Origin of the sequence: Paenilisteria rustica (assembly GCF_013820765.1) — a bacterium.
GTDB lineage: Bacteria > Bacillota > Bacilli > Lactobacillales > Listeriaceae > Listeria_A > Listeria_A rustica.
In genome coordinates this window covers 174,721-199,474 of the sequence record NZ_JABJVM010000004.1, presented here as the reverse complement: position 1 = coordinate 199,474, position 24,754 = coordinate 174,721, and the positions used below count along the sequence as shown (strand labels likewise).

General features: G+C 43.1%; 21 protein-coding genes and 1 other annotated feature. Of the genes, 11 read left to right on the top strand and 10 right to left on the bottom strand.

The annotated features are described in order from the left end of the window. Nucleotides 1–9: 9 nt before the first annotated feature. The 4 genes from HPK16_RS05925 to treR all read right to left on the bottom strand — a co-directional run bounded on the left by HPK16_RS05925 (nucleotide 10) and on the right by treR (nucleotide 4,404). Nucleotides 10–1,431, bottom strand: a complete 1,422-nt coding sequence (locus tag HPK16_RS05925) for an ABC transporter permease (protein ID WP_181676077.1) — start codon at nucleotides 1,429–1,431, stop codon at nucleotides 10–12. Between the two features lie 66 nt (nucleotides 1,432–1,497). Next, nucleotides 1,498–2,952: an ATP-binding protein gene (locus HPK16_RS05920; RefSeq protein ID WP_181676076.1), complete on the bottom strand. Its 1,455-nt coding sequence runs from the start codon at nucleotides 2,950–2,952 to the stop codon at nucleotides 1,498–1,500. Continuing rightward, nucleotides 2,927–3,595, bottom strand: coding sequence for a response regulator transcription factor (locus HPK16_RS05915; RefSeq protein WP_181676075.1), 669 nt, complete (start codon nucleotides 3,593–3,595; stop codon nucleotides 2,927–2,929). The genes HPK16_RS05920 and HPK16_RS05915 overlap by 26 nt, the downstream gene beginning before the upstream one ends. Nucleotides 3,596–3,684: 89 nt before the next feature. Then, nucleotides 3,685–4,404, bottom strand: coding sequence for a trehalose operon repressor (treR, locus tag HPK16_RS05910; RefSeq protein ID WP_181676074.1), 720 nt, complete (start codon nucleotides 4,402–4,404; stop codon nucleotides 3,685–3,687). Nucleotides 4,405–4,558: 154 nt separating this feature from the next. Here treR and cas6 point away from each other — a divergent pair, with 154 nt between their 5' ends. Together cas6 and HPK16_RS05900 are read left to right on the top strand one after the other, a co-directional pair. Further along, nucleotides 4,559–5,281, top strand: coding sequence for a CRISPR-associated endoribonuclease Cas6 (gene cas6, locus HPK16_RS05905; RefSeq protein ID WP_036092391.1), 723 nt, complete (start codon nucleotides 4,559–4,561; stop codon nucleotides 5,279–5,281). A gap of 147 nt (nucleotides 5,282–5,428) precedes the next feature. Then, the gene (locus tag HPK16_RS05900) at nucleotides 5,429–6,097 is read left to right on the top strand and encodes a Bax inhibitor-1 family protein (protein WP_181676073.1); all 669 of its coding nucleotides are present in this window, start codon (nucleotides 5,429–5,431) and stop codon (nucleotides 6,095–6,097) included. Between the two features lie 46 nt (nucleotides 6,098–6,143). Here HPK16_RS05900 and HPK16_RS05895 read toward each other — a convergent pair whose 3' ends face one another. After that, nucleotides 6,144–7,331 carry an amidohydrolase gene (locus HPK16_RS05895; RefSeq protein WP_181676072.1) on the bottom strand — a complete coding sequence of 396 codons (1,188 nt, stop codon included), beginning with the start codon at nucleotides 7,329–7,331 and terminating at the stop codon, nucleotides 6,144–6,146. A gap of 15 nt (nucleotides 7,332–7,346) precedes the next feature. Further along, the gene (locus tag HPK16_RS05890; RefSeq protein WP_181676071.1) at nucleotides 7,347–8,525 is read right to left on the bottom strand and encodes a M20 family metallopeptidase; all 1,179 of its coding nucleotides are present in this window, start codon (nucleotides 8,523–8,525) and stop codon (nucleotides 7,347–7,349) included. Nucleotides 8,526–8,770: 245 nt separating this feature from the next. Here HPK16_RS05890 and HPK16_RS05885 point away from each other — a divergent pair, with 245 nt between their 5' ends. Then, the gene (locus tag HPK16_RS05885) at nucleotides 8,771–9,973 is read left to right on the top strand and encodes an MFS transporter (protein WP_181676070.1); all 1,203 of its coding nucleotides are present in this window, start codon (nucleotides 8,771–8,773) and stop codon (nucleotides 9,971–9,973) included. A gap of 45 nt (nucleotides 9,974–10,018) precedes the next feature. On the opposite strand, the gene HPK16_RS05880 is transcribed toward HPK16_RS05885, so the two are convergent. Continuing rightward, nucleotides 10,019–12,352 (bottom strand): helix-turn-helix domain-containing protein, encoded by a 2,334-nt coding sequence (locus HPK16_RS05880; RefSeq protein WP_425487923.1) that lies wholly within the window; start codon nucleotides 12,350–12,352, stop codon nucleotides 10,019–10,021. A gap of 223 nt (nucleotides 12,353–12,575) precedes the next feature. Here HPK16_RS05880 and clpB point away from each other — a divergent pair, with 223 nt between their 5' ends. Together clpB and gpmA are read left to right on the top strand one after the other, a co-directional pair. Further along, nucleotides 12,576–15,170 (top strand): ATP-dependent chaperone ClpB, encoded by a 2,595-nt coding sequence (gene clpB, locus HPK16_RS05875; RefSeq protein ID WP_181676069.1) that lies wholly within the window; start codon nucleotides 12,576–12,578, stop codon nucleotides 15,168–15,170. Nucleotides 15,171–15,277: 107 nt separating this feature from the next. Continuing rightward, complete coding sequence (gene gpmA / locus HPK16_RS05870) at nucleotides 15,278–15,967, top strand: 2,3-diphosphoglycerate-dependent phosphoglycerate mutase (protein WP_181676068.1); 690 nt, start codon at nucleotides 15,278–15,280, stop codon at nucleotides 15,965–15,967. Between the two features lie 42 nt (nucleotides 15,968–16,009). Here gpmA and HPK16_RS05865 read toward each other — a convergent pair whose 3' ends face one another. Continuing rightward, the gene (locus HPK16_RS05865) at nucleotides 16,010–16,198 is read right to left on the bottom strand and encodes a YjzD family protein (RefSeq protein WP_036066947.1); all 189 of its coding nucleotides are present in this window, start codon (nucleotides 16,196–16,198) and stop codon (nucleotides 16,010–16,012) included. 394 nt (nucleotides 16,199–16,592) lie between these two features. Between HPK16_RS05865 and HPK16_RS05860 the strand changes: the two genes are divergently transcribed. The 5 genes from HPK16_RS05860 (at nucleotide 16,593) to HPK16_RS05840 (ending at nucleotide 20,983) form a co-directional block, all read left to right on the top strand. Further along, on the top strand, nucleotides 16,593–17,144 hold the full coding sequence (locus HPK16_RS05860) for a Crp/Fnr family transcriptional regulator (protein WP_181676067.1): 552 nt from the start codon (nucleotides 16,593–16,595) through the stop codon (nucleotides 17,142–17,144). A 458-nt stretch (nucleotides 17,145–17,602) separates the two neighbouring features. Then, on the top strand, nucleotides 17,603–18,541 hold the full coding sequence (locus tag HPK16_RS05855) for a beta-ketoacyl-ACP synthase III (RefSeq protein WP_181676066.1): 939 nt from the start codon (nucleotides 17,603–17,605) through the stop codon (nucleotides 18,539–18,541). Nucleotides 18,542–18,760: 219 nt separating this feature from the next. Beyond that, the gene (gene fabF, locus HPK16_RS05850) at nucleotides 18,761–19,999 is read left to right on the top strand and encodes a beta-ketoacyl-ACP synthase II (protein ID WP_181676065.1); all 1,239 of its coding nucleotides are present in this window, start codon (nucleotides 18,761–18,763) and stop codon (nucleotides 19,997–19,999) included. Nucleotides 20,000–20,118: 119 nt separating this feature from the next. Continuing rightward, nucleotides 20,119–20,583 (top strand): MarR family winged helix-turn-helix transcriptional regulator, encoded by a 465-nt coding sequence (locus HPK16_RS05845; protein ID WP_181676064.1) that lies wholly within the window; start codon nucleotides 20,119–20,121, stop codon nucleotides 20,581–20,583. Then, nucleotides 20,567–20,983, top strand: coding sequence for an organic hydroperoxide resistance protein (locus HPK16_RS05840; RefSeq protein ID WP_036130535.1), 417 nt, complete (start codon nucleotides 20,567–20,569; stop codon nucleotides 20,981–20,983). The genes HPK16_RS05845 and HPK16_RS05840 overlap by 17 nt, the downstream gene beginning before the upstream one ends. 52 nt (nucleotides 20,984–21,035) lie before the next feature. Here HPK16_RS05840 and trpS read toward each other — a convergent pair whose 3' ends face one another. Both trpS and HPK16_RS05830 read right to left on the bottom strand, forming a co-directional pair. Further along, nucleotides 21,036–22,037: a tryptophan--tRNA ligase gene (gene trpS / locus HPK16_RS05835; RefSeq protein ID WP_181676063.1), complete on the bottom strand. Its 1,002-nt coding sequence runs from the start codon at nucleotides 22,035–22,037 to the stop codon at nucleotides 21,036–21,038. A 51-nt stretch (nucleotides 22,038–22,088) separates the two neighbouring features. Next, nucleotides 22,089–22,320: a binding site (T-box leader), on the bottom strand. Between the two features lie 48 nt (nucleotides 22,321–22,368). Next, nucleotides 22,369–22,719, bottom strand: a complete 351-nt coding sequence (locus tag HPK16_RS05830; RefSeq protein WP_181676062.1) for a DUF3899 domain-containing protein — start codon at nucleotides 22,717–22,719, stop codon at nucleotides 22,369–22,371. A gap of 243 nt (nucleotides 22,720–22,962) precedes the next feature. On the opposite strand from HPK16_RS05830, the gene HPK16_RS05825 reads away from it, so the two are divergent. Then, on the top strand, nucleotides 22,963–24,621 hold the full coding sequence (locus HPK16_RS05825) for a peptide ABC transporter substrate-binding protein (RefSeq protein WP_181676061.1): 1,659 nt from the start codon (nucleotides 22,963–22,965) through the stop codon (nucleotides 24,619–24,621). The last annotated feature ends 133 nt before the right edge of the window (nucleotides 24,622–24,754 follow it).

Below are 24,754 nucleotides of genomic sequence, written 5' to 3'. Positions count from 1 at the left end.
ACCTGTCCTTTAATCGTTTTTTGATAAGATCATTTTTGGTTGTAGTCTGATGATGAATAGGCATGGGAGTAAGGTTGCGATGATAATAACGAGCATGCCGATACCACCAACTTCGACCATATCTTGTCTTGAGATTTCGACGTTAACAGAATCGATGGCTTCTCCTTTTGGTTTATTGGCTTCATCTGCACCACCGAATGATGTGATCATTCCGCCTGATTGTGGTTCGTTTGCTTCATCATCTTTGGCTTGTTGGACTTCTTTTGCGAGCATTTGGTTCGTCACCGCTTGGCCGATTGGTTGGCTCGTGAAGCAGGCGACGGAGAAGGCGATCATGCCGATAATGATAACTTCGACAAGGAATTGCCCGATAAGTTTGGCTTTATTTTCGCCGAGGGATAGCAGGACCCCCATTTCAAAGCGTCGTTCGCGAATGGACAGTAGAACGAGTAGGGCTAAAATAAGTCCGCCTGCAAGCGCCGTGATGACAACGATAATATTCGCGAAGGAAGCGACATTCTGGATAGGTGTCATCATTTTTTTATAGGCCTCATCATTGGCATCCCATTTGTAGAAGTCTTTGTCGACCTCGCTTACCTTAGAAGCTGCTTTTTTGAAGGCATTGATGAGCTGTGGATCGGTCATGGTGTAAGTGGCAGAGGTCAGGGAACCGTTATGTGAAAATGGCATAGCGGCATCGACTGGCATATATATTTTGTTTGCGGGTTCCATGAAATCTACAGGAAACTGTTGGGAACCGGTAGCTTGATTGCTCGTATAAATGCCTTGAACGGTAAATTCGATTGGCTTGTCGGTCGCCATTTCTTTTAGCTTGAATGTATCGCCGACTTTGAGTTTATTCTGATCAGCAAAGCGTTTTTCGATAACAGCGAGATTGCCTTCATCTTTGTTCGTAATTCCTTTTCCAGAGACGATTTTTTCTTTGCCATTTTTAAAAGTGGAGAGGCCGTCTGTGTTATTCGTGCCGCTTAACATGAAGTCGGGCATTTTGGCTTGGCCATCTGCGCCACCGGCTACTGTCATTCCATGTCCGCCACTACCCGCGTCATCTTTTTTCTCGGATTTGACGGGGCCTTTGTCGATTTTGGCAGCGGAGGCATCCACGAGATATTGATAACTGGCGACTTGTTCTAAGTCTTTTACTTTTTCAATGCTCTCGAGTTTAAGTGGGGGTATTTCGCCGGGTTGTTTTCCAGACTCCATATCTTTCATTAGCTTGTCCATGTTTAGGTTTAGCGTGACGTCACCACCAAGTTTCTTGCGGGCGATGTCTGCGCTTTTTTCGGTAGCTGATTGAATCGCGAAACCTGCGAATACAAGGCTACATAGTACAAATAGTAGGATGAGCATAAGAAGCGACTTCCCTTTCTTTGCCCAAATGCTGATGCATGCTCTTCTGATAAAATCCATATAAAAAAACCTCCAATTTCTTTGATAAGACTAACTTTACCGAAAGAAAATGGAGATATGGTGGACCTAATGTGTAGATTTAGTGGATTTGGCTTCCCAAATACGGAATTTGACGCCTTGATCTTGATTTTCTATCTTATAGGCGAGTTTTGACTTTTCAAGGAATGTTGCAGTGATGAATAGACCAATGCCACTTCCTCCTGTTGTTTTATTGCCGGATTTCTCGAGGCGATAGAAAGCATCGAAAAGTTTTGCAAGTTCTTCGTCAGGAATTTTTGGTGCGTCATTATAGATAGAAAAAAGCCAGCCGTCTGTTGTCGTGTTTAGCGTAATGGCAACTGTATCATCATTGTGGGAGTATTGAAAGGCGTTGTGAATGACGTTCGCTATCGCTTTTTCGACGAGTTTTTGGTTGGCATGAATGTGTATATCTGGCGCGATTTGCGTACTAAGGCGACGATTCGCGGCTTCAGGATGCCACTGTTCTTGCTGGATGCAATCGGTGATAAAAGTGGAGAGGTTGAACGTTGTTTTACTCGTTTCAAAATCAGCACTATCCACGCGCGATATTTCCAACATGTCTTGCACGAGCGCGGACATTTGTTCCATTGTTTCATAGGAAAGTTTTAGGTATGTGTCGCGATCGCTGTATGGACCAACGCGGTGAATCATTGCTTCAAGTTGTCCCATCACGGACGCAATGGGCGATTTCAGTTCATGCGATACAGCGGTAATAAACTGCTTTCGAGTCTCCTCCTGTGCGCGTTCTTTCGCAATTTCAGCCTCGAGTTGAACGTTGACCCGTTGTAAATCAATCAGCGTTCCTTCTAACTCATGCGCCATGTCATTGAGGTGATGCGATAATTGGCCGATTTCATCTGTTGAATTGACCGGTAAATTTTCAGAAAAATCAAGTCGCGCCATTTTATTTGCTACATCATTCATGTGCAAGAGCGGCTTCACCGTCCTTTTTGAGAAAAAGTAAGCTGATATAAAACTAAGAATCAGCACGAAAACCAAGAAGTAGGGGGCAAAAAGCATTAAAACAGAAGAAATATCCGTTAATGGCTGAATATTAATAAAATAGCGTAAAGTGTAAGGCGCACCATCGATAGTCAAATTTTTCTCAACACTCGTATCGCCCGTAGCTGAATAAGTAGCGACAGGAATATCCGTGGTAATGGCAGTTGTCGCCCTCCCCGTCGTGCTGATTTCGGTAAAAGGAATATAAATAATTTGATTCATATTATTTAATAAGAACGGCGACATGTTATTAGTGGACGCAAAGTCATCGATTGCGGATTCGACATCTTCTAATGAGCCAGTTTTAGATATCGACACGACCAGATCCGCGCCATTTTCTAATTTCTGTTTTTTATAGTCAAGGTAGAAATTTGGCAGGAATAAAAGCAACATCGCGTAAATCAAAGCAGTAAATACGAGTAAGAGCGCCAATGTGATGAAAAAAATTTTCGCACTGATTTTCGCGCGAATTTTAGTGATCCATTTTATAGCCAGCACCCCTCACTGTTTGGATTTTGTCGGTGGTGAGCTTTTTGCGCAGATTCTTGATGTGGGTGTTGATGATTTTCGTGTCGACAATGTATTCGTAATCCCAAGCCTGTTCCAACAACATTTCGCGGGTGAAGACACGGCCTGGATTTTTCATGAGCAATCGCAAAATATCGAACTCTTTGCGGGTTAATTCAATAAGTTGATCATGGGATGTGACTTGGAATGTCTCCGTATTTAACTCGATTTCAGCCAGCTTCAAAATAGGTGTATCTTCATCCGCTTGATTAAAAGAAGTACGGCGAAGTAAGGCTCCCACGCGTTTTAGCAATACTTTATAGGAAAACGGTTTTTGAATGTAATCATCGGCACCCAGTTCGAAACCTCTCAGCTCAGAATCTTCTTCGCCAAGCGCGGTGAGCATTAAAATAGGGGTGTCCGATTTTGTCCGAATGAGCTCACAAAGCGTGTAGCCGTCCATTTTTGGCATCATAATATCCATGATAATCAGGTCAAACGTCTGCGATTCGAAAATTCCGAAAGCCTCCATCCCATTTTCTGATGTAAGGACCTCGTATCCCTCTGCCATCAGGAATGCACGGGTGACTTCTAGAATATTCGGATCGTCTTCTACAACTAATATTTTCTTCATGTAAACCTCCTTGAAAACACGACTCACCTCATTATAGCGTACAAAAGTGGAGTTACGGTGGAGCTGGGCGGATAATCATGGAAAACTGCTTATTTTAGACGTTGCGCAGAATCAAAGAAGACGAAGCGGTCGGGGCGATGGCGTGATTCGGTGTATTCGAACATCGTTCCATCCGCGTCGTATGCGTAGTTTTTAACGACCGCTAAACAATCATAGCCGGCTAAATCGAGATATTCTTTGTCATCGGTGAGCGCTTTTTCCACGACAATGTAGCGTTTGGAAGTCACGATCTTTACGCGGAGCTCTTCTTCAATATATTCATAGATGGACTGCGCGGCTTTTTCTGGTGTCAAATCACGTACGACTTCGCGGTCAAAATAATTCACATCAAGAATGAGCGCTTCGTCCTCCACCAAACGCAGGCGCTTAATATAGTAAACGTCGGTTCCGATGGGCAGCCTTGTTTTCTCCGATAAGACCGCATCTACCGTTAATTCCTCAAAATGAACGACTTTTGTCTGAAAAGTTTTGTGGTTACGAGTAAGGGATTCTTTCATGCTTTCCACACCGCCAAACATGAACTCGATTGACTCGTGTTGGTGAATAACCATGACGCCTTTACCGCGCACACTTTGGACGTAGCCATCTTTGACAAGTTCTGAAATCGCGCGTCGAACTGTGTTGCGACTACAATGAAAGCGTTCGACAAGAACATGTTCTGTAGGTAACATTTCTTTGAACGCGTAGTGATCCTCATCAATTTCTTTTTTCAATTCTAAATAGATATCATGATACACTGCTTTACCCATGTCTTTCCCTCCGATTTGGCTGATTTGTTTAAACAGCATCTGTTTTTATTGTACTAAAGAAACTTTGATAAAGAAAGGGAATGTTTTCATTGGATGTATATGGCAAAAAGTGATATATTAGTATCGGGTGGAAACAATCAAGAGGAGGATTGGGATGAGACTAAAAATAAGTTGCGAGCTTAGTTCCAATAAGATTCCCGCAGACTACCGGCGCAAAGTTGTCAGCGTGATGAAGGCAGGGCTCTCAAAATCGAACGAGGCAAAATACAAAGAAATGTACAGTGGGAATAAACAAAAAAATTTCACGTTCTCTGTATACCTTCCAAAACCAAAGTTTAATGGGGAAATCATTGAGTTAGAACAGAAAAAAATCGTGATTAATTTTGCGACGGCCGATGCCGAACTTGGTATTAATTATTATAATGCATTAGTGAATGTGAAAGATAAATTGCTTCCATTTTCGCAGATGAACCAAATCAAAGTGAAAAATATCCAGATTGTACAGGAAGAACAAATCGTCTCGGAGCGTATGGCGTTTAAAACGTTGTCGCCAATCGTATGTCGTGATCATAACAAGGAAACGAAGAAAGACTGGTTTTATTGGTGGGAAGAAGAGGATTTTGAAGCCATTTTAAAGCGGAATTTGTATTTTCAACTACGAGATAAATTCGGGGAATATGTCAAATCAGACATCGACGCATTAGAGTTTCGCAAAGTTGCGATTAAGAAAACTGTCGTTATTTGTTATAATCTTCACGTGGCCTGTTCGCTCGGTAAATTCGAGCTCGTTGGACAGCCATACTTATTGAATCACTTTGTCCAAGGCGGTATCGGCTCGATGCGCGGTATGGGTTTTGGCATGATAGAAGTGATTTAGCACAACCTTAATCTAATCAAAATGAAAGCAAAAAAGAAGCGCTGTTTCAACGGTTTGGAAGGAGTGCTATTTGGTGTGGCATTTATTTTCAAAATAGGATGCAACATGGTATACTAACAAAAGAATTGATTGATGGGAGAGAATGCAATGAATGAAACGTATCAAAGCGCCGAGCATGCGGTTACAGGCGCAACGAAAGCTGAAATTATGCAAAAAGTATTGAACTGGTTCGTCATATCTTTAGTGATGGCAACACTTGGAACGGTGATTGGGAGAGGCATTCCGATGGCGTTTTACATCCCGCTTGTCGTGCTGGAATTCGCTTTACTAATCGCGATGATTTTCGTACGTAAAAGTAAGAGCGCATCTAAAATCGGATATGGTTTATTATTGGCATTTGCGTTTGTGACCGGATTAGTATTGGCGCCAACGTTACAATATTATTTAGATGCGGGAGCTGGGAACGCAGTCTTGATGGCGTTCGCGACGGCAACGGTTACCTTCACAGTCCTCGGATTTGTTGGAGCAAAAATGAAAACAGATTTATCGTTCATGGCAAAAGGGTTGTTCGCAGCGTTACTGATTTTCGTAGTTATTTCGCTGATTTCGATCTTTTTCCCGCTAAGTTCACTGATGTCAACGATTTTCGCAGGGGCAGGGACATTGTTGTTCTCACTATATATCCTGTTTGATTTCAACCAGATTATGAAGCGTGATGTGACGATGCAAGATGTGCCGGTATTGGCGCTTAGTTTGTATTTGGATTTCTTGAATTTATTCTTGTTCTTGTTGCGGTTGTTTACAGGACGTAGCTAAATAAAAATGGTCTGCCACATGAAATTTAGTGGTAGACCATTTTTATTTAACTTAAATCATAATACCCCAACACAATCTCCGCAACTGATTTCGCCGCAACTGGCAGTGAGTCTTCATCAATATCGAATTTTGGATGGTGGTTGAAATACGGCTTTTCGACGCCTTTTGGTTTCGCTCCAACGTAGAGGAACGCGCCTGGGATTTTTTCAAGGTAGTAGGCGAAATCTTCGGAACCGGAGAGCATTTCGGCTTCGGACACAGCGGTGAGATAGTCGCCAAGCCCTTTTTGCAAGTAGTTCACGGCATCGCTCGTTGCTTCGGGATCGTTGTAAAGTGGTGGATAATCATGAGTGTAGGTGAGCGTCGCGGTGATGCCGTACATCGCTTCTAAACCGGCAACAATACGACGAATTTCTTTGTCAATCAGTTCGCGGGTTTCACTCGTCATGTAGCGAACGTCGCCCTCGAGCTTGACATAGTCCTTGATCACGTTAAAACTGCCTTTTCCATCGAAGGAACCGACCGTTACGACACCTGTGTCAAAAGGATTGAGGCGACGGCTGACGATGGTTTGAATGGCAGTGACGAAATAGGATGCGGCTACAATCGCGTCGTTGGCCATGTGCGGAGAGGACCCGTGTCCGCCAGTTCCTTGGATGCCAAGCTTGAAATAGCTACGACCAGCCATCGAAAAACCGCTATGATATCCGATTTCCCCAGCATTGAAAAATGGGAAGACATGAATACCGTAAATGTTATCGACATCATCTAAAAGCCCTGATTCCATCATGCTTTTAGCGCCTCCAGGTGGTGTTTCTTCGGCATGTTGGTGAATAATTTTAATCGTACCAGGAAGTTCGTCTTTTAGTTGAATCAGGCAATCGGCCAGGATTAGTAAGTAAGCGGTATGGCCGTCATGTCCACACGCATGCATCACGCCAGGATTTTCTGAAGCGAAGGGGAGGCCGGTTTCTTCTTGGATGGGAAGCGCATCGAAGTCCGCACGCAATCCTAGTGTTTTCCCTGGTTTACCGCCAGTAATCGTGACGATAATACCGTGCCCATTGCCAACTTCACGTTCGATAGCAACATCTTTTCCTTCATAAAATTTGGCTACGTAGTCGGCTGTCGCTTGCTCATGGAACGATAACTCTGGGTGGGCATGAAGGTGACGCCTAATTTCAATCATTTCCTCACTTCGTTGATCAATCATTTGCATTAATTTTGCACGCATCGTATTCACTCCTTCTTATTTGTTTGTATAATCTGCCACAATCGCTCCCATCGCTTTGGCTGCAATGAGTAGTGATGCTTCGTTGATATCAAATTTAGGATGGTGGTGGGGATAAAAAACGCCATTTTCGGGCATTGCACCTACATAGAAGAAACAACTTGGGCGTTCCTGAGCGTAATAGGCAAAATCCTCAGAAGGTGGCTGTGGCTCGCATCGCGTAATCTCGGTTACTTCCTCAATCGCTGTTTCCTGCAACGTTTTCGCAACGAAGTCAGTCAGGGCCATATCGTTTACAAGTACCGGGTAATCGTTTTCATAATTCAAATCGTACGTAACACCAAACATCGTGGCTAGCCCATCTAAAATACGGCGGATTTCCTTTTCAATCAAGGTCCGTGTCGCCTCGGTCATCGCACGTACATCGCCTTCAAGCGTCACCGAGTCCTTAATCACGTTAAAACTACCTTTCCCATCAAAAGAGCCAATCGTGATGGAACCAACGTCAAAAGGATTGAGCCGACGACTAATAATTGTTTGTAGGGCAACGACGAATTCACTCGCCGCAACAATCGCGTCATTGGCCATATGTGGGGAGGAACCGTGTCCGCCGCGTCCCGTAATTTTCACTTTAAACGAGGCACGTCCCGTTTGAATCGGACCTTCTCGATACGCGATTTCACCAGTTGGCATCGTGGACATGACATGAATGCCGAGCACCTCATCGACACCGTCCAAACAACCGTCTCGAATCATCGCAATCGCACCACCAGGAGGCGTTTCTTCGGCAGGCTGATGCAACACAACAATTTTGCCGTGGAGCTGATCCTTCATTTCAATCAAGGTTTCCGCTAAAATAAGCATGTACGCCGTATGACCGTCGTGCCCACAAGCATGCATTACGCCAGGGTTCTCTGAGGCGAAGGGAAGGCCGGTTTCCTCCTGAATTGGCAGGGCATCAAAATCAGCGCGAATGGCGAGTGTTGGGCCCGGCTTGCCACTATCAATCGTCACGACAACACCATGTCCACCAACGTTTGTCCGCACATCGCAATCCTTTCCTTTATAAAAATCCGCGATATAAGCCGCTGTGTTTTCCTCTTGGAACGAAAGCTCAGGATGCGCATGTAAAAATCGTCGTATCTCAATGATTCGATCCTGTTTTTCTGATAATTTCTCCAATAACTGTTGCTTCATCATTTCTCCTCCTTCTATATAAAAAGGTTCCCTCACCGTCCATTATAGACACAACATGGCGAATATATAAGAGAATTTTTGCTATCAAAACGGCTAATTTTTGTCCTCGTGCATATTATAAAAGGAACGACGAACAAAAAGGGGCGTCTATTTCTTACTGTTTTTCAAATGTTTAGATAATTCCTTGTTACGATAAATTAAGGTGCTATAATAAAAAGAAAGCGCTATATTCGGAGGAGAGAAACATGGAGAAAACGCAACAACGAAAAGGTATACTACCCATTTTATTTCTAGGTTACATTGCGATTTACATTGATAAACTGGTGATTGGTGTTATCGCTGTCCCGCTCGCAGAACAATTGAATCTCAGCATCGACGAGAAGAGTTACATATTTTCAGCTTTTTTTATCGGTTACTCCATTATGCAAATCCCGTTCGGCTACTTAAATGACAAGTTGGGTTCCAAATTTGTGCTCATTATTTCGTTGTCGATTATTACCGTGGCTTCGATCGTGTTTGGCTCAGCATCAACACTTATAGCTCTAATAGCCGCCCGTTTCTTCGCAGGAATCGGTCACGCAGGTTATCCAACATCCTCGGCCAGAACCGTAACCGATACCTATCCAATGGAAAAAAGAACATGGGCGCAATCAATTCTAATCTCCACATCAGGCATCGCATCCATCATTGGACCATTACTTATCCCTATTGTCATTGGAGCATTCGGCTGGCGCGGCGCCGTATTTTGCATCGCATTCCTATTCGTACTAGCCTTAATCCTAGTCATCTGGAAACTGCCAAATACGCATAAAGAAAAACAACAGAGCAACCAGCCAAAGGTCAAAGCTGCGATGCCGTTTTGGAAAGTACTCACAAATCCCGTCGTTGTCCTACTATTCATCGCGATGTGCAGCATCAATATCGTCCTATACACCATCGCCAACTGGACACCGACTTATTTAGCAGATGAACGCGGCGTATCGCTCGGCATGATTTCAGTCATCATAGCGATAGCCGGACTCGGTAGCTTACTCGGTAGTTTTGGAACAGCCTACATTGTTGGGCGCTTTTTCCAACATCGCGAAAAACGCGTCATCTTTGTCTTAGCACTTATCACGGCAGGCTCAGCGCTCCTCGTGTATCAATCCGAAAGCATCGCCGTGCTTACATTCTGGTTATTCCTATGCTATATGTGCTCCGTCATGATTTTCTCAACCATGTTCACTTTACCACTCAAACGGCTGCACGAAACCATCGTCGGCACAGCGACAGGCGTTGTCAATACAGGCGCAACACTCGGCGGCGTTTTTGCACCGATGATCGTGGCTCAGCTCGTAGGCGCATTCGGCAATTACCAAGCCGTTTTCGTGGCCATCGCTATAGCCGCGTTAGTCACATGTGTATTCGTCGTCTTTATACCAAATATGAAAACCACCCAAAAAGCATAAAAACGTGCCGGCGAGCTTCCTATTTTCGCCGGCACCTTTCCAATTCTAAATCGTCCTCCGAAACTCATAAAAATGAATCGCATTTACATCCAGATACGCATAAAAGGACCAATCATCCGTCATCACTTCATCGCTTACCGAAAGCTTGGGAACCGAGGCCTGTGACGCGTAATCAAGTACTTCCTGATCCAGTCCATGCCGGCTATTCAACTCCCAATACTTCGAGTAAAGCGCACCATTATCACGATCAAACTGGAACGTCCGCAACTGATAATGTCCCGGCAAAAGTCCCTTCAAACGAATATGCGACTCCTTCCGATAATCCTGCAAAAGCGAATCCTCCACCGAATAAAGCGGATTAAATTGCGTACAGTTCAGCAAAACCAACTGATACCCATCTTCAAATGCCGTCAAAATAAAATCAGCCCCATAAGCGACAATTTCCCCGCGCAACCGTTCCTTAAATTTTAGCGCATAAAAAGCAGGGCGCTTCCCGTTGAAAAAATGAAACAACTCCAGGCCGTCCAATCGAATATTCCGTTCCTTCCACTCATCCTCATGCAGCTCCGTATTAATCCAAAATCCGAGCCCATCAACTTCCGAACTCACAGCAAGCACCGTCTGAAAAATCAAAGCCCCTCGAAAAAAGGTCCCATTCGTATAACGCGTATTTCCCGTCAACGTATTCCAATTAATGAGTATAAGCGGCTTATCCAAGTGATTCGACCGCAAATACTGCTTCAATTTCCGCGTTTTCGACAACACATAATCCTGCGTCACAATAAATTCTGAGTGTGCACTCTTGCTGAAATCAACCGCCTCATTCTGATTTGCATTAAACGCGATAAAATCAATCTGATCCGCCGTTTTCGCCATCCATTCATGGTTAGAAAGAGGTGCCTCGCGTCGTTCCGAAAATGGCAAATAACTGCCAACTTGAATCCGCACATCAAAACGCTTTAATACGCTGTGCAATCTCAAGTACACACGCTGCAATTCCTTCTTAGAAACCGCCGTCAAATGTGGCTCAAAATACATGAAATACCAACGACTCACAAATTGTCGACCGAAAACGTGCATCATATGGCGAAGAAAGTGCTCCAATTTCTCAAAAAAAGCCTCCTCATCCACTGAAATCTCCTGATACTCCATCCGAATAAACAATCCTAAATCAAGCTTTTTCAAATAAGCAATTGCCAAATCAGCATTCGCATACGGAGAAGAAGTCGGGACTTTCTCATCCGTCTCTTTGTCAGGCAAAAGCGTCGAACCCTGAATCAGGTGTCGAATTCCAACATACCGCACGGAAAGCTCTTCTTTCGCCATCGTAAGTTGGGTCTGCACATTCTCCTTCAGCACTTCACGTAGCTCCCCAATTGTCAGAATATGCATCGAATCCGGAATCGCAGTCGCTTTACTAGAAGTAATCGAAATCGTTTTCTTCTCAAACGGCGCCGCGTCTACAAACTGAACTTGCTCCGCAGCTTGGCGGTACGATGCCAGTTTCGCTAAAATACTCGGCGAATGCACCACCCGTTTCGTTTGCGTGGTCAAAATTTCTGGCTTTTCAACGACACCACCAGCCACAACTTCCTGTCGATATGTAGCAGGCGTTTTTCCGTAGTGAGCTTTAAACGATGTCGTGAAATTTTTAGGCGAGGAAAAACCGTTTTTCTGTGCAATTTGTGAGATATTAGCCGAGCTCGTACGCAAATCCTCCAAACTATGCTTCAACCGAATCTGCGTCAAATATTGAAGGAAACCGAGGCCCGTCACCTTTTTGAAATAACGAGATAAATAAGAGGTAGACAGAAATTCCTGCTCCGCGATATCCTGTAATGTAATCGGCTCATCAAATTGTTGCTCCAATTGCTGCGTAATGCGTGTAATCCGCGTATCATGAACGTTAAGGCTATCCTGCGTTGGCAACTCTTTTTTGAAAAAGCGTGTCAGAAGTAACATAATCTGAAAAAGCGCGGTCTGCGTCTCCAATTTACTACCTTTCGCTTTATGCGACTGTGCAATCACCATTTCCGCTAAATACTTTCGCAATAACGTTATCATTTTTTCCCGCCCAGTATCAATCTGGCTCGACACACAATCGAAGGCCAGCTGAAAATAATCAGCGTAATAAGACGTGAAGAAAGGGCTCGTAATATGTAAGCGAATCACAATCGTATCGTCCGCCCCGCTCGCAGTATAGGTTTCATTATGATTCAGAACAATTAGGTCATTCTCACCAAGCGAAAAATCATGCTCCGAAAGTGAAAGCAACAGCTCGCCCTGAATCACAAAGAGAATCGTTGTCCCCGCATGTTCCTTAGGTGCTAAATACGTTACGTTTTCAAGCTGAACCATGTAATCATCTTTTCTACCCACAAAAATCGCCCCCTGTATTCTCTATTATACTAAAGAAATTAGAAATAAAAAGTATTCCTATTCCGACCGTTTTCTTTGGACAAAAAGGATAAAAAAGACTATAATAACTATATGGTCAGTAAAGGTCAGATTAGAAAAAACTCATTCTTAGAGCGGAGGATTTTTCGCAGATGACCACTTATAATAGAAACTATAATTACTTGAAACGAGGTGCGTCAAACTTATGGAAATGCAGAAATTCACACAACAAGTCCAGGAGACGATCGCGTCCGCCCAACAATTAGCCATTGAAGGTAAACAACAACAAATCGACACGCTACACGTATTCGCGGCACTTTTAGAGCATAGCGATTTTGCGAAGCGAGTGTATGAAGTCGCAGAAGTAGACGCGAAACAATTATTAATAACAATACAAAGCGAAATAGAGAAATTACCGAGCGTGACGGGAAGTAACGTGCAATATGGCCAAGCGATGAGTTCTTCGCTATATGAGCTGATTGCCGACGCCGAAAAAGAACGTCAAAAATTAGAAGATGATTACGTATCCACGGAGCATTTGTTGCTAGCCGTAATGGATCAGAAAAAAAGCCCAATCACAGAAGCGATCGGGATTCCGAAAAAACAACTAAACGAAGCAATTTTACAAATCAGAGGAGGAAAACGAGTGACAACACAAAATGCAGAAGAGCAATATGAAGCATTATTAAAATATGGTCGCGATTTAGTCGCCGAAGTTCGCACGGGAAAAATCGATCCAGTCATCGGTCGTGACGCCGAAATTCGCAATGTCATCCGCATTTTATCGCGAAAAACGAAGAATAACCCAGTCTTAATCGGGGAACCTGGCGTTGGTAAAACCGCGATTGTGGAAGGTTTGGCGCAGCGGATTGTGCGCAAAGATGTGCCAGAAGGACTGAAAGATAAGACGATTATCTCGCTTGATATCGGTTCCTTGATTGCCGGCGCGAAATATCGTGGTGAATTTGAAGAGCGTCTGAAAGCCGTTTTACAAGAAGTGAAGGATAGCGACGGCGAAATTTTGCTATTTATCGATGAAATCCACACGATTGTCGGCGCTGGAAAAACGGATGGCGCCATGGATGCCGGAAATATGCTAAAACCAATGCTTGCCCGCGGTGAACTTCATTGTATTGGCGCCACAACATTGGATGAATACCGCCAATACATCGAAAAAGATCCAGCCCTAGAACGCCGATTCCAAAAGGTCCTTGTTCCAGAGCCAACTGTCGAAGATACCGTATCGATTTTGCGTGGTTTGAAAGAACGTTTTGAAATTCATCATGGGGTTAATATTCATGACAACGCGCTTGTTGCAGCGGCGAGTCTTTCTAATCGCTACATCACGGATCGGTTTTTGCCAGATAAGGCGATTGATTTGGTCGATGAGGCCTGCGCTACGATTCGCGTGGAAATTGACTCCATGCCAAGTGAGCTCGACGAAGTGACGCGTAAAGTGATGCAGCTGGAAATCGAAGAAGCAGCGCTAAAAGAAGAGAAGGACCCAGCGAGTGAACGCCGTTTGGAAATATTGCAGAAAGAGCTCGCGGATTACAAAGAAGAAGCCCATAAGATGAAGTCAAAATGGGAATCTGAGAAGCATGAAATTAGCCAAATCCGTGAAGTTCGCGAACAGATCGATCATTTGCGTCATGAATTAGAGGAAGCAGAGAACAATTATGATTTGAATAAAGCCGCAGAACTCCGTCATGGTCGCATTCCTGAGGTTGAGAAGGAATTGGCGCGATTGGAAGAGGAGAACCGTGAGAAGACAGCGAATGAGGATCGACTTTTGCAAGAAGAGGTTACGGAGAATGAAATCGCGGATATTGTTGGCAGATGGACCGGGATTCCAGTGGCGAAATTGGTCGAAGGAGAACGTGAAAAACTGCTGAAATTAGCGGATTCGCTCCAAGAAAAAGTCATCGGTCAGGAAAACGCGGTGCAACTCGTAAGTGACGCCGTGATTCGAGCGCGGGCTGGAATTAAAGATCCGCGGCGCCCAATCGGTTCGTTTATTTTCCTAGGCCCAACGGGTGTCGGAAAAACCGAACTTGCCAAAGCGCTGGCCTTCAATCTTTTCGATTCAGAAGATCATATGATTCGGATTGACATGTCGGAATACATGGAGAAACACGCGGTATCTAGGCTTGTCGGCGCGCCACCAGGCTATGTCGGCTATGAAGAAGGCGGTCAGTTAACCGAAGCCGTTCGCCGCAATCCGTACTCGATTATTCTGCTAGACGAAATTGAAAAAGCGCATCCTGATGTGTTTAACATTTTACTTCAAGTACTGGATGATGGTCGGATTACCGATTCCCAAGGACGCCTGATTGATTTTAAAAACACGGTGATTATTATGACATCAAATATTGGTTCGACGATGCTACTTGAACGCACGGTAGACGGTGAAATTTCTGAGAAACTGGAAGAAGATGTCCTCGAAGTTTTGCAAGCCTCGTTTAAGCCTGAATTTTTGAACCGTGTGGATGATATTATTCTGTTTAAACCGTTGACGCTGGATAACATTAAAGGCATCGTGGAGAAAGTTGTCGCCGAATTGCAAGTTCGCCTTGCTGGTCAGGAAATCAAGATTACGATGACTGACGACACGAAACGCTTTATCGCCGAAGAGGCCTACGATCCAATCTACGGCGCGCGTCCATTGAAACGCTATATTACAAGACAAATTGAAACCCCACTTGCCCGTGAAATTGTCGCAGGAAAAATCATGCCACATTCTGAAGTCGCGATTACACTACAAGACGGCCGATTTGATTTTGATATTGTTGGGGAATAAAACGGCGCTTGGCTCAGACTTGCAATCTGGGTCAAGCGTTTTATAATTGGAGAAGTAGGGAAAACGTTTAGTGGATACGAAAATGAAACGTGGAGAGGATGAAAGAAATGAAATTAGTATTGATTCGTCATGGACAAAGTGAGTGGAATAAGCTGAACCTTTTTACTGGCTGGCATGATGTTGATTTGTCAGAACAAGGTGTGGAAGAGGCGAAAAAAGCTGGGGAGCTAATCAAAGAAGCCGGCCTCCAATTTGACGTGGCCTTCACATCCGTCCTAACCCGCGCGATTAGGACGCTGGATTATGCGTTAGAAGGATCCGAGCAATTATGGATTCCCGTATACAAATCATGGCGCTTAAATGAACGTCATTACGGCGCGCTCCAAGGCTTGAATAAACAAGAGACCGCCGATAAATATGGTGCAGATCAAGTTCAATTATGGCGCCGCAGCTACGATACATTGCCACCGCTTTTGGAAGAAAATGATGATCGCCAAGCAAAAAATGATCGTCGTTATCAGTTGCTGGATACGAGCGCAATTCCAACTGGTGAAAACTTGAAAGTAACATTGGAACGTGTAATCCCGTACTGGATGGACACGATTGCGCCTGAAATAAAAAGCGGTAAACGCGTGGTCATTGCAGCGCACGGTAACAGCTTGCGCGCCTTGGTGAAATTCCTTGAAGACATTAGCGATGATGATATTATGGAACTCGAAATTCCGACTGGCGTACCACTAGTATACGAATTGGATGACGATTTGAAACCGACGAATAAGTACTACTTAGGTGAATAAATAAAAAAAGTATGTTGGCCAATTCTGGTCAACATACTTTTTTTATTTGATATCGTAGGTTTCGCTTTCTTTTGGCATCAATACAGGAATTAAGAAAATCGCGATGGAGATAGCGACCGCCATAATTGTTCCCATTGTGAAATCGTAAGTTGTTGCAATAACTGAAGCCGCAACGTACTCAGACATTTGAGCTAAAATAAACACCCAGAAAAATGTAATGATATAACGCATGACACAACACCTCCGTTCAAGGATTCCTGCACTCATTTTAGCACAAAACTGCCAGGTTGACCAATATTTATTTGTTTTGAAAATAATATTTGGAACATATATAGCTGTTATTCGTATCATTCTTATTTTTTAAGAGATCTTATTCCATATAAGAAATGTTACTCGGTACCATAAATCATTTTATAAATAACAAATATATACAAAAAAAGGTGGAAAAAGTTCGTTTGAAAGGGGGCACTTATTATTATAAAACTGGGAGAATGGCTTTATACAGGCATTAAGAGCTCTTTTTAAATAGATTAGGAAAGCAAGAAAAAATTCTAAAAATAGACACATCAATACGAGTAGCTTTGTGATAAGCTATAAACCTATGATATGAGAGGTGAGAAAAATAGTGAGTACGACTACTATTCGATTAAAAAAGGGAGAATATTTATCGCGTCAAGGAATTTATCTTGTTAAGTCTGGGTGCCTCGTTTGTAAAACGTCAAAGCAGTTGATTCATTTTATTAGTGAGGACGATTTGATTATTTCTGATTCTACTTTTTTTGATGGGACAATACGTTACGAAGCCTGCGAAAAAGTGCAGCTTGTTGATTTGACATTGAGTCTATCCGTTGATAAAATCGCAGCGGTGCAGGAAAGTCAAAAAAGGATTATAAATGCACTGATAGCACGTGTGGATCTTTGTTCAGAGACCATGAAAAATCGCTTTATGGCGCTGTTATTTCAGGTAGGGAATGAAGCAGGTGATATCTTCCTTGCAGAAAACATATGTGAATTACCAAATGTATTTACACAATATGAACTATCACAATACGTAGGGTGCACTAGGGAGTATTTAAGCGGCATGCGAAAACAATTGATTGTAGAAGGCTGGTTATCCAATGAAAAAGGCTGGGAGCTATTACGTTGGAATGATTGGAAAGCCGCTTTTGGCGATTAGTCAATATAAAAATGAAACAAGGAGCTAATTCTAATGTGCTAAAATTGGAATTAGCTTCTCTTCTTATTCAGTTGTATTTTCTGCTACTGTAAAAGTTAAATCAGGTAATTACTATTGTTAAATAGTCGATTGTCTGTTAAAATTAGGACCAGGTAATAAAAAAAGCCGAACACGCCGGCTCATCCCCGACAGAAATAGTGACAAGCATGGTGAAAGCCATCACTTAGGCTTTTGCTATGTTTGTCACTATTTCCGAGGGGATGGCGTGTAAGGCTAGATTGGGAATCAGCTACAAAACCAAAAGCCTCGCCAATTCACCAAACAAAATGCGCGAGGCTCAGAAATCCCAAAATTACCACCGACTCATTTGCAAAAACCAGCAATTATACTTTTTTATATGTTATATCCCGAAGCGAGTTAAGGCGCTTCACAACTAATTTTTCTTGGAGGAATACGAAATGAATGCAGGTATTTTAGGTGTAGGTAAATATGTACCAGAACGCGTCCTTACAAACGCAGATTTAGAAAAAATGATGGATACATCCGATGAGTGGATTCGCTCAAGAACAGGAATCGAAGAACGCCACATCGCGCGTGAAGATGAATATGTACATGATATGGCTTATGAAGCAGCCAAAGCAGCGATCGAAAACGCAGGATTAACACCAGCGGACATCGATTTAATTATCGTCGCAACAGTAACGCAAGAATCCAATTTCCCATCCGTGGGTAACATTATTCAAGACCGTTTAGGCGCAAACAACGCCGCAGCAATGGATTTAGGAGCAGCGTGTGCCGGTTTCACATTCGGAACCGTGACAGCCGCACAATTCATCCAAACAGGCGCATACAAAAATATCGTCATTGTCGGCGCTGACAAACTATCCAAAATTACAGATTGGGATGATCGTAGTACCGCAGTTCTTTTCGGCGATGGTGCAGGTGCAATCGTGATGGGACCAGTATCTGATGGTCGTGGCTTATTATCCTTTGATCTAGGTTCAGACGGATCAGGTGGAAAATACCTCAACCTCAATGAAAAACGTAAATTGTACATGAACGGCCGCGAAGTTTTCCGTTTTGCAGTACGTCAAATGGGGGAAGCATCATTACGCGTCCTCGAAAAAGCAGGGATGGCAAAAGAAGAATTGGACTTGCTTATCCCGCATCAAGCAAACATCCGTATCATGGAAGCATCACGCGAACGCTTAGACTTACCAGAAGAAAAACTGATGAAAACCGTTCACAAATACGGCAATACATCGGCATCTTCTATTGTATTAGCGTTAGTTGACGCTGTAGAAGAAGGTCGCGTGAAAGACGACGATAATTTACTATTAGTTGGATTTGGCGGCGGTTTAACATGGGGCGCATTAATTCTTAAGTGGGGCAAATAAAACACAACAATGTCTGGGATAACGCACGATTCAATCCCAGACTATTTTTCAAATTAGGAAGGAAATACGTCTTTTTGAGAAATCGTATTTTATTTATGATATAATGAAGGTGTCTTTTTATATTTTGTTATTAGTAATAGCATTTTTTGTATGACCAACTACTGCTAAATTAGCGGAAGTTATTTTTTGTGTGATAATTGTAGAAGAGGAGATGAAAAAATGGAGAACAAACGTGTGGTAGTAACGGGTGTTGGTGCCGTTACGCCAATAGGTAATGACGCCGATACAGCCTGGGAGAATGCCAAAAAAGGTGTAAACGGTGTTGGAGAACTTACACGACTTAACCCGGATGATTTCCCAGTTAAAATCGCTGCGGAATTGAAGGATTTTGATATTGAGAAGTACCTTGATAAGAAAGATGCGCGCAAAATGGACCGTTTCACGCATTACGCGATTGCAAGTTCGGATATGGCGGTTGCGGACGCAGGCTTAACGATTGACGACTCGAATGCAACGCGTGTTGGTGTTTGGATTGGTTCGGGAATTGGCGGTATGGAAACGTTTGAAACGCAATACGAAACCTTTTTAAATCGCGGACATCGCCGTGTTAGCCCGTTTTTCGTACCGATGATGATTCCCGATATGGCGAGTGGTCAAGTATCGATTCGCCATGGCGCAAAAGGGATTAACTCAGCGACCGTAACGGCTTGTGCGACTGCGACAAACTCGATTGGTGATGCGTTCAAAGTCATTCAACGTGGGGATGCAGACGTGATGATTACAGGTGGTGCCGAGGCGCCAATCACGAAAATGTCTGTGGCTGGTTTCGTTGCCAATAAAGCCCTATCACTTAATCCAGACCCTGAAACAGCATGTCGTCCATTCGACGTGGATCGCGACGGTTTTATCATCGGAGAAGGCGCTGGTATTTTCATTTTAGAAGAATTAGAACATGCCAAAGCCCGCGGTGCAAAAATTTATGCGGAAGTGGTTGGTTACGGTGCGACAGGCGATGCTTACCATATCACAGCGCCAGCTCCAGGTGGAGAAGGTGCCGCTCGTTCGATGCAAATGGCATTAAAAGACGCAGAAATCGGTGTGGATGGCGTGGATTATATCAATGCTCACGGTACGAGCACACCGTACAATGATGATTACGAAACACAAGCAATCAAAACCGTTTTCGGTGACAATGCTAAAAAACTCGCAATCAGCTCTACGAAATCAATGACAGGCCACACACTAGGCGCGTCCGGCGGTATTGAAGCCATTTTCAGCGTGCTAGCAATTCGCGATAGTGTCGTGCCACCAACGATTCATTTGAACAATCCAGACCCAGTCTGCGATTTAGACTACGTTCCAAATGTAGCTCGTGAAATGAATGTTGACGTAGCAATGTCCAATTCCTTTGGTTTTGGCGGACACAACGCAACATTAGTATTCAAGAAATATCAATAAAAAATGCAAGAGAGATGCCAAATTTTGAGGTGTCTCTCTTTTTTTGAGCAACAAACTAGCATTTCTTTTAAAAGTAGCTTACAATTAAATTGTGCACAAATCAATTAGGAGGAAGAACGATGGCAAGCCAAAAACGAATCCTAGACGAGCAACTATGTTTTTCGATTTATACCGCCTCACGCGAATTCACGAAATTTTATCGGCAAGCATTGGAACCTTTTCAACTTACTTATCCGCAATATTTAGTCCTTTTGGCGCTTTGGGAAGAACCGAAGCAATTAGTGAAAGAGCTAGGAAGCCACCTATCACTCGACAGCGGAACCTTAACGCCGATGTTGAAGCGAATGGAAGGTATGGGACTAGTCAAGCGATCACGCAGCAAGGAAGACGAACGAAAAGTATACATCGAGCTCACCGAAAAAGCAGGGCAAATGAAGTCAGCCGTTTTAGAAAGTGTGGCGGACTGCATTTCCAAGCTCGCATTCACCGAGCAAGATTATAAACAGATGTTACAGGGAATAAAAGAACTGACGACCAAAATTCAAGAAAATAATGGAGGAACGAAAAATGAAAAAATTATATGAAACAACAGTAATCAATACCGGTGGACGCAAAGGGGAAGTACATTCTCCAGATAATATTTTCTTCCAAGACATCGCATCACCAAAAGAACTAGGCGGCGAGGGCGGTTCAGGTTCCAATCCAGAACAATTATTTGCAGCTGGTTACTCCGCATGTTTCAATAGTGCGTTAGAGCTCGTGATGTCCAAACAAAAAATCGAAGCAGCAAGCACCGTAGAAGGAACCGTATCGTTATACAGCGATCCCGAAGATAACGGCTTCAAAATCGGCGTTGTCCTAGCTGTCCATATCGAAGGCGTTGATGCAGAAACGGCGCAAAAATTAGTAGAAACGGCTCACCAAGTTTGCCCTTACTCGAAAGCAACACGTGGAAATATCGAAGTAGAGTTAAATATTATCTAATACGCAAAAAATCCTGCCATCCCTTTTCTAAAAGGGATGGCAGGATTTTTACTTATTTTCTTCGTTTACGACCGAGTCCAATCGCATTTTCCATTTTCTTCAACGTTTTATTAGCCACGCGAGCCGCTTTTTCAGCACCTTGGTCTAAAATATCATCTAATTCAGGAGATTTCAAGAAATGCTCGTAACGCTCTTGAATCGGCGAAAGTTCATTCACAACCACCTCAGCAAGGTCCGATTTGAAATCACCGTAACCTTTGCCCTCATATTTTGCCTCAAGGGCCTTCACTGACTCACCCGTCATCGCAGAATAAATCGCCAATAAGTTCGAAATTCCAGGCTTGTTCTCCTTGTCAAACTGCACAATACCAGAAGAATCTGTCACGGCACTCTTAATTTTTTTCGTGATCACATTTGGTGGGTCCAACAAGAAAATCGCATTCTTCTTATTATCATCCGATTTACTCATTTTACGCGTCGGATCTTGAAGCGCCATCACGCGCGCACCTTGCTCAGGTACATAAATATCCGGAACAACGAATACGTCCGCATCCTCATTTTTCTTATTAAAACGCTCTGCCAAATCACGCGTCAGCTCAATATGCTGCTTCTGATCATCGCCAACAGGCACCAAATCCGTTTGATACAGCAAAATATCCGCAGCCATCAAAGGCGGGTACGTCAATAGCCCAGCGCTCACACCAGCCTTACCAGTCGATTTATCCTTAAACTGTGTCATCCGCTCCAATTCACCGATATACACGTTACACTGCAGAATCCAAGCCGCCTGCGCGTGTGCAGGAACCTCCGATTGAATAAATAGCGTCGACTTCTCCGGATCAAGCCCAACCGCCAAATAAAGCGCAGCAAGATTACGAATGCTCTGGCGTAACTTCAAACGATCTTGCGGAACCGTAATCGCATGCTCATCCACGATACAATAAAAACAATTATAATCCTCCTGAAACTGCCCAAACTGCTTCAAAGCACCGATATAGTTCCCTAAAGTTAAATCCCCACTCGGCTGAATTCCTGAAAAAATTGTTTGCTTCATCCTAATTTCCTCCTCCAATTAACTACAAAAAAACGCCCATCCCCACATAAAAATAGGGACGAACGTTATATCCGCGGTACCACCCTAAGTACTCCGAAACAGAGTCACTTAGCGAAATGAAAAATCATCTCTAGAGTTAACGGTCTAACCCGTCATTTGCTACTTCCATATTCACAAATGATGCCAAAGAACCCATTCAAGCAAGGTCGTTATCTGTTCACACCAACCACAGACTCTCTAAAAAGCGTTACCCAGCCATACTCTTCTCTTTGCTAACACATTTCAATTATATAACTCAATAATACCAAGGAATAAACACTGCGTCAATGCTTTAACTATAGTAAATCGCGAGCGCAATAAAGCTTGTTGCCAGCACAGTCAGCGAACTAAGTAAAAGACTCACATAACCGACATTCATCAGCTCAGATAACGGCACATCCGCAAATTCACTTTCCTCTTCCCGACGCATTTTCCTCGTAATTTTGCGCATGCCAGTATGTATTAAATCAAAGAAACCAGACTGCATCACATAAAGTATTAGACCCACTACAAATACAATTGCTGCCACGATAAAGGAAACATTTATATAGTAAAGTAACGAGATATTCCAGTAAAAAGAGAGCATCAGAAAGAATATCAAAATCTCCTGAATAACCGTAAAAATGATTACACGCTTGAGCAAATATGTCACCTTCCTATCAAAAATTCTATCCTAACTCTATCATAAATCCACTCAAAATACCATCTAGCATCGGCTTATGTAATAAAAATTTCTATTGCTTTAATACGTCAAAAGGTCAACGTGCGCAAGGTATTTGCATTTATGTAAAAAAATAAAAGTAATCAAATTTATAAAAAATACTTTATTTTTCTGAAAAAATAGTATATAGTGATTCTACACTCTAAAGAGGGAGAGGATTAAGTTATGAAGTTGAAGAAAAGTTGGGTATTACTATTGATGCTAACCATTATGTCCGCAGTACTTGTGGCGTGTGGAGGCGGCGATAGCACGAAAGACAGTGTCAGCACGTCAGGCAAGAAGACGGTTAATCTAATGGAATCGGCTGAAATTCCATCGATGGATTCTAAAAAAGGGACGGACGGTGTTAGTTTTACGGCTCAAAACACTGTTTTCGAAGGTTTGTACTACTTGGATAAAGACGATCAAGTACAACCCGGTGTTGCAAAAGAGGATCCACAAATCAATGACGATCAAACGGTTTACACAATCAAACTGCGCGATGATGCCAAATGGTCAGACGGCACACCTGTGACAGCCAATGATTTCGTATATTCATGGAGAAAAATAGTAGATCCAAAAACGGCTGCAGAGTACGCTGTCATTTTTAGCGGTGTAGTAAAAAATGCAGCTAAAATAACAGCTGGCGAAATGAAACCGGAAGAACTCGGCGTGAAGGCAATTGACGATACAACGCTTGAAGTAACGCTAGAACAGCCCGTTCCATATTTCCATTCGCTCCTAACATTCCCAACATTCTATCCACAAAACGAGGAATATGTTGAGAAGCAAGGTGCCGACTACGCAAAAGATAGCGATCACATGATTTACAACGGTCCATTCACGATGAAAGGCTGGACAAATACGAGCAAATCATGGTCTTACGAGAAGAATAGCAAGTATTGGAACAAAGGCGATATCAAGCTCGACAAAATCAACTTACAAGTAATTAAAGATCCAGGAAGCGCCGTTAACTTATATACAACAGGAAAATTAGACCGCGCAACACTTTCTGGTGACTATGCGAAACAAAAACAATCTGATAAAGACTTTACATCAAGTCTAGATGCATTCGTGTACTTCTTGAAATTCAACCAGAAATTAGATGGTAAATCAACTATTTTTGCGAATGAAAATGCTCGTAAAGCCATCGCAACGGTGATTAACAAAGAAACGATGGTAGACACTGTTCTTGCCAATGGTTCCGAACCAATCGACGGACTAGTACCATCGAAATTCACATTTAATCCAGTAACAAAAGAAGATTTCCGAAAAGAAAATGGCGATTTGCTAACATACGACAAAGCCAAAGCGCAAGAATACTGGAAGAAAGCGAAACAAGAACTAGGTCAAGACAATATCACACTTGAATTCTTAGGCGATGATCAAGAGTTCAGCAAGAAAATGTCCGAATATATCCAAAATGAACTAGAAACCAACCTAGACGGACTAAAAATCAATATCAAAACCGTCCCATACAAATCACGTTTGAAATTGGATGAAACACAACAATATGAATTACAACTAGCGCGTTGGGGCCCAGATTATCAAGATCCATCCACATTCCTAGGCGTATTCGAAACAACAAGCAGCTATAACCGTTCTAGCTACTCCAACCCAGAGTACGACAAACTGCTAAAAGAAGCAGCAACAACGCTAGCAACAAAACCAGAAGAACGTTGGAAAACACTTCTTCAGGCAGAGAAGATTCTAATTGAGCAAGATACAGCTGTAGCACCACTTTACCAAAACGGTGTAGCAGCATTGCAAAATCCAAAAATGACAGGCTTCGTGACGCATCTATTCGGCGCACCATACTCCTATCAATGGATCGATATTAAATAGTTCATAAGCAATGTAAATCGGCGACAAGCGCTCGTATTCCGCAGATTTGCTGGACTTCCGGTTCTCACGTACAAATCGTACGCTCCGCTTCCGGGTTCCACCAAATCTGCAGAATACAAGCGCTTTCGCTCGA

What these genes read in the sequence shown, in the direction of transcription:
- treR (WP_181676074.1), bottom strand. Translation starts at nt 4,404, where the DNA reads ATGGGTAAAGCAGTGTATCATGATATCTATTTAGAATTGAAAAAAGAA.
- HPK16_RS05855 (WP_181676066.1), top strand. Translation starts at nt 17,603, where the DNA reads ATGAATGCAGGTATTTTAGGTGTAGGTAAATATGTACCAGAACGCGTC.
- trpS (WP_181676063.1), bottom strand. Translation starts at nt 22,037, where the DNA reads ATGAAGCAAACAATTTTTTCAGGAATTCAGCCGAGTGGGGATTTAACT.
- HPK16_RS05885 (WP_181676070.1), top strand. Translation starts at nt 8,771, where the DNA reads ATGGAGAAAACGCAACAACGAAAAGGTATACTACCCATTTTATTTCTA.
- cas6 (WP_036092391.1), top strand. Translation starts at nt 4,559, where the DNA reads ATGAGACTAAAAATAAGTTGCGAGCTTAGTTCCAATAAGATTCCCGCA.
- HPK16_RS05845 (WP_181676064.1), top strand. Translation starts at nt 20,119, where the DNA reads ATGGCAAGCCAAAAACGAATCCTAGACGAGCAACTATGTTTTTCGATT.
- HPK16_RS05915 (WP_181676075.1), bottom strand. Translation starts at nt 3,595, where the DNA reads ATGAAGAAAATATTAGTTGTAGAAGACGATCCGAATATTCTAGAAGTC.
- HPK16_RS05825 (WP_181676061.1), top strand. Translation starts at nt 22,963, where the DNA reads ATGAAGTTGAAGAAAAGTTGGGTATTACTATTGATGCTAACCATTATG.
- HPK16_RS05865 (WP_036066947.1), bottom strand. Translation starts at nt 16,198, where the DNA reads ATGCGTTATATCATTACATTTTTCTGGGTGTTTATTTTAGCTCAAATG.
- fabF (WP_181676065.1), top strand. Translation starts at nt 18,761, where the DNA reads ATGGAGAACAAACGTGTGGTAGTAACGGGTGTTGGTGCCGTTACGCCA.
- gpmA (WP_181676068.1), top strand. Translation starts at nt 15,278, where the DNA reads ATGAAATTAGTATTGATTCGTCATGGACAAAGTGAGTGGAATAAGCTG.
- HPK16_RS05890 (WP_181676071.1), bottom strand. Translation starts at nt 8,525, where the DNA reads ATGAAGCAACAGTTATTGGAGAAATTATCAGAAAAACAGGATCGAATC.
- clpB (WP_181676069.1), top strand. Translation starts at nt 12,576, where the DNA reads ATGGAAATGCAGAAATTCACACAACAAGTCCAGGAGACGATCGCGTCC.
- HPK16_RS05895 (WP_181676072.1), bottom strand. Translation starts at nt 7,331, where the DNA reads ATGCGTGCAAAATTAATGCAAATGATTGATCAACGAAGTGAGGAAATG.
- HPK16_RS05900 (WP_181676073.1), top strand. Translation starts at nt 5,429, where the DNA reads ATGAATGAAACGTATCAAAGCGCCGAGCATGCGGTTACAGGCGCAACG.
- HPK16_RS05840 (WP_036130535.1), top strand. Translation starts at nt 20,567, where the DNA reads ATGAAAAAATTATATGAAACAACAGTAATCAATACCGGTGGACGCAAA.
- HPK16_RS05925 (WP_181676077.1), bottom strand. Translation starts at nt 1,431, where the DNA reads ATGGATTTTATCAGAAGAGCATGCATCAGCATTTGGGCAAAGAAAGGG.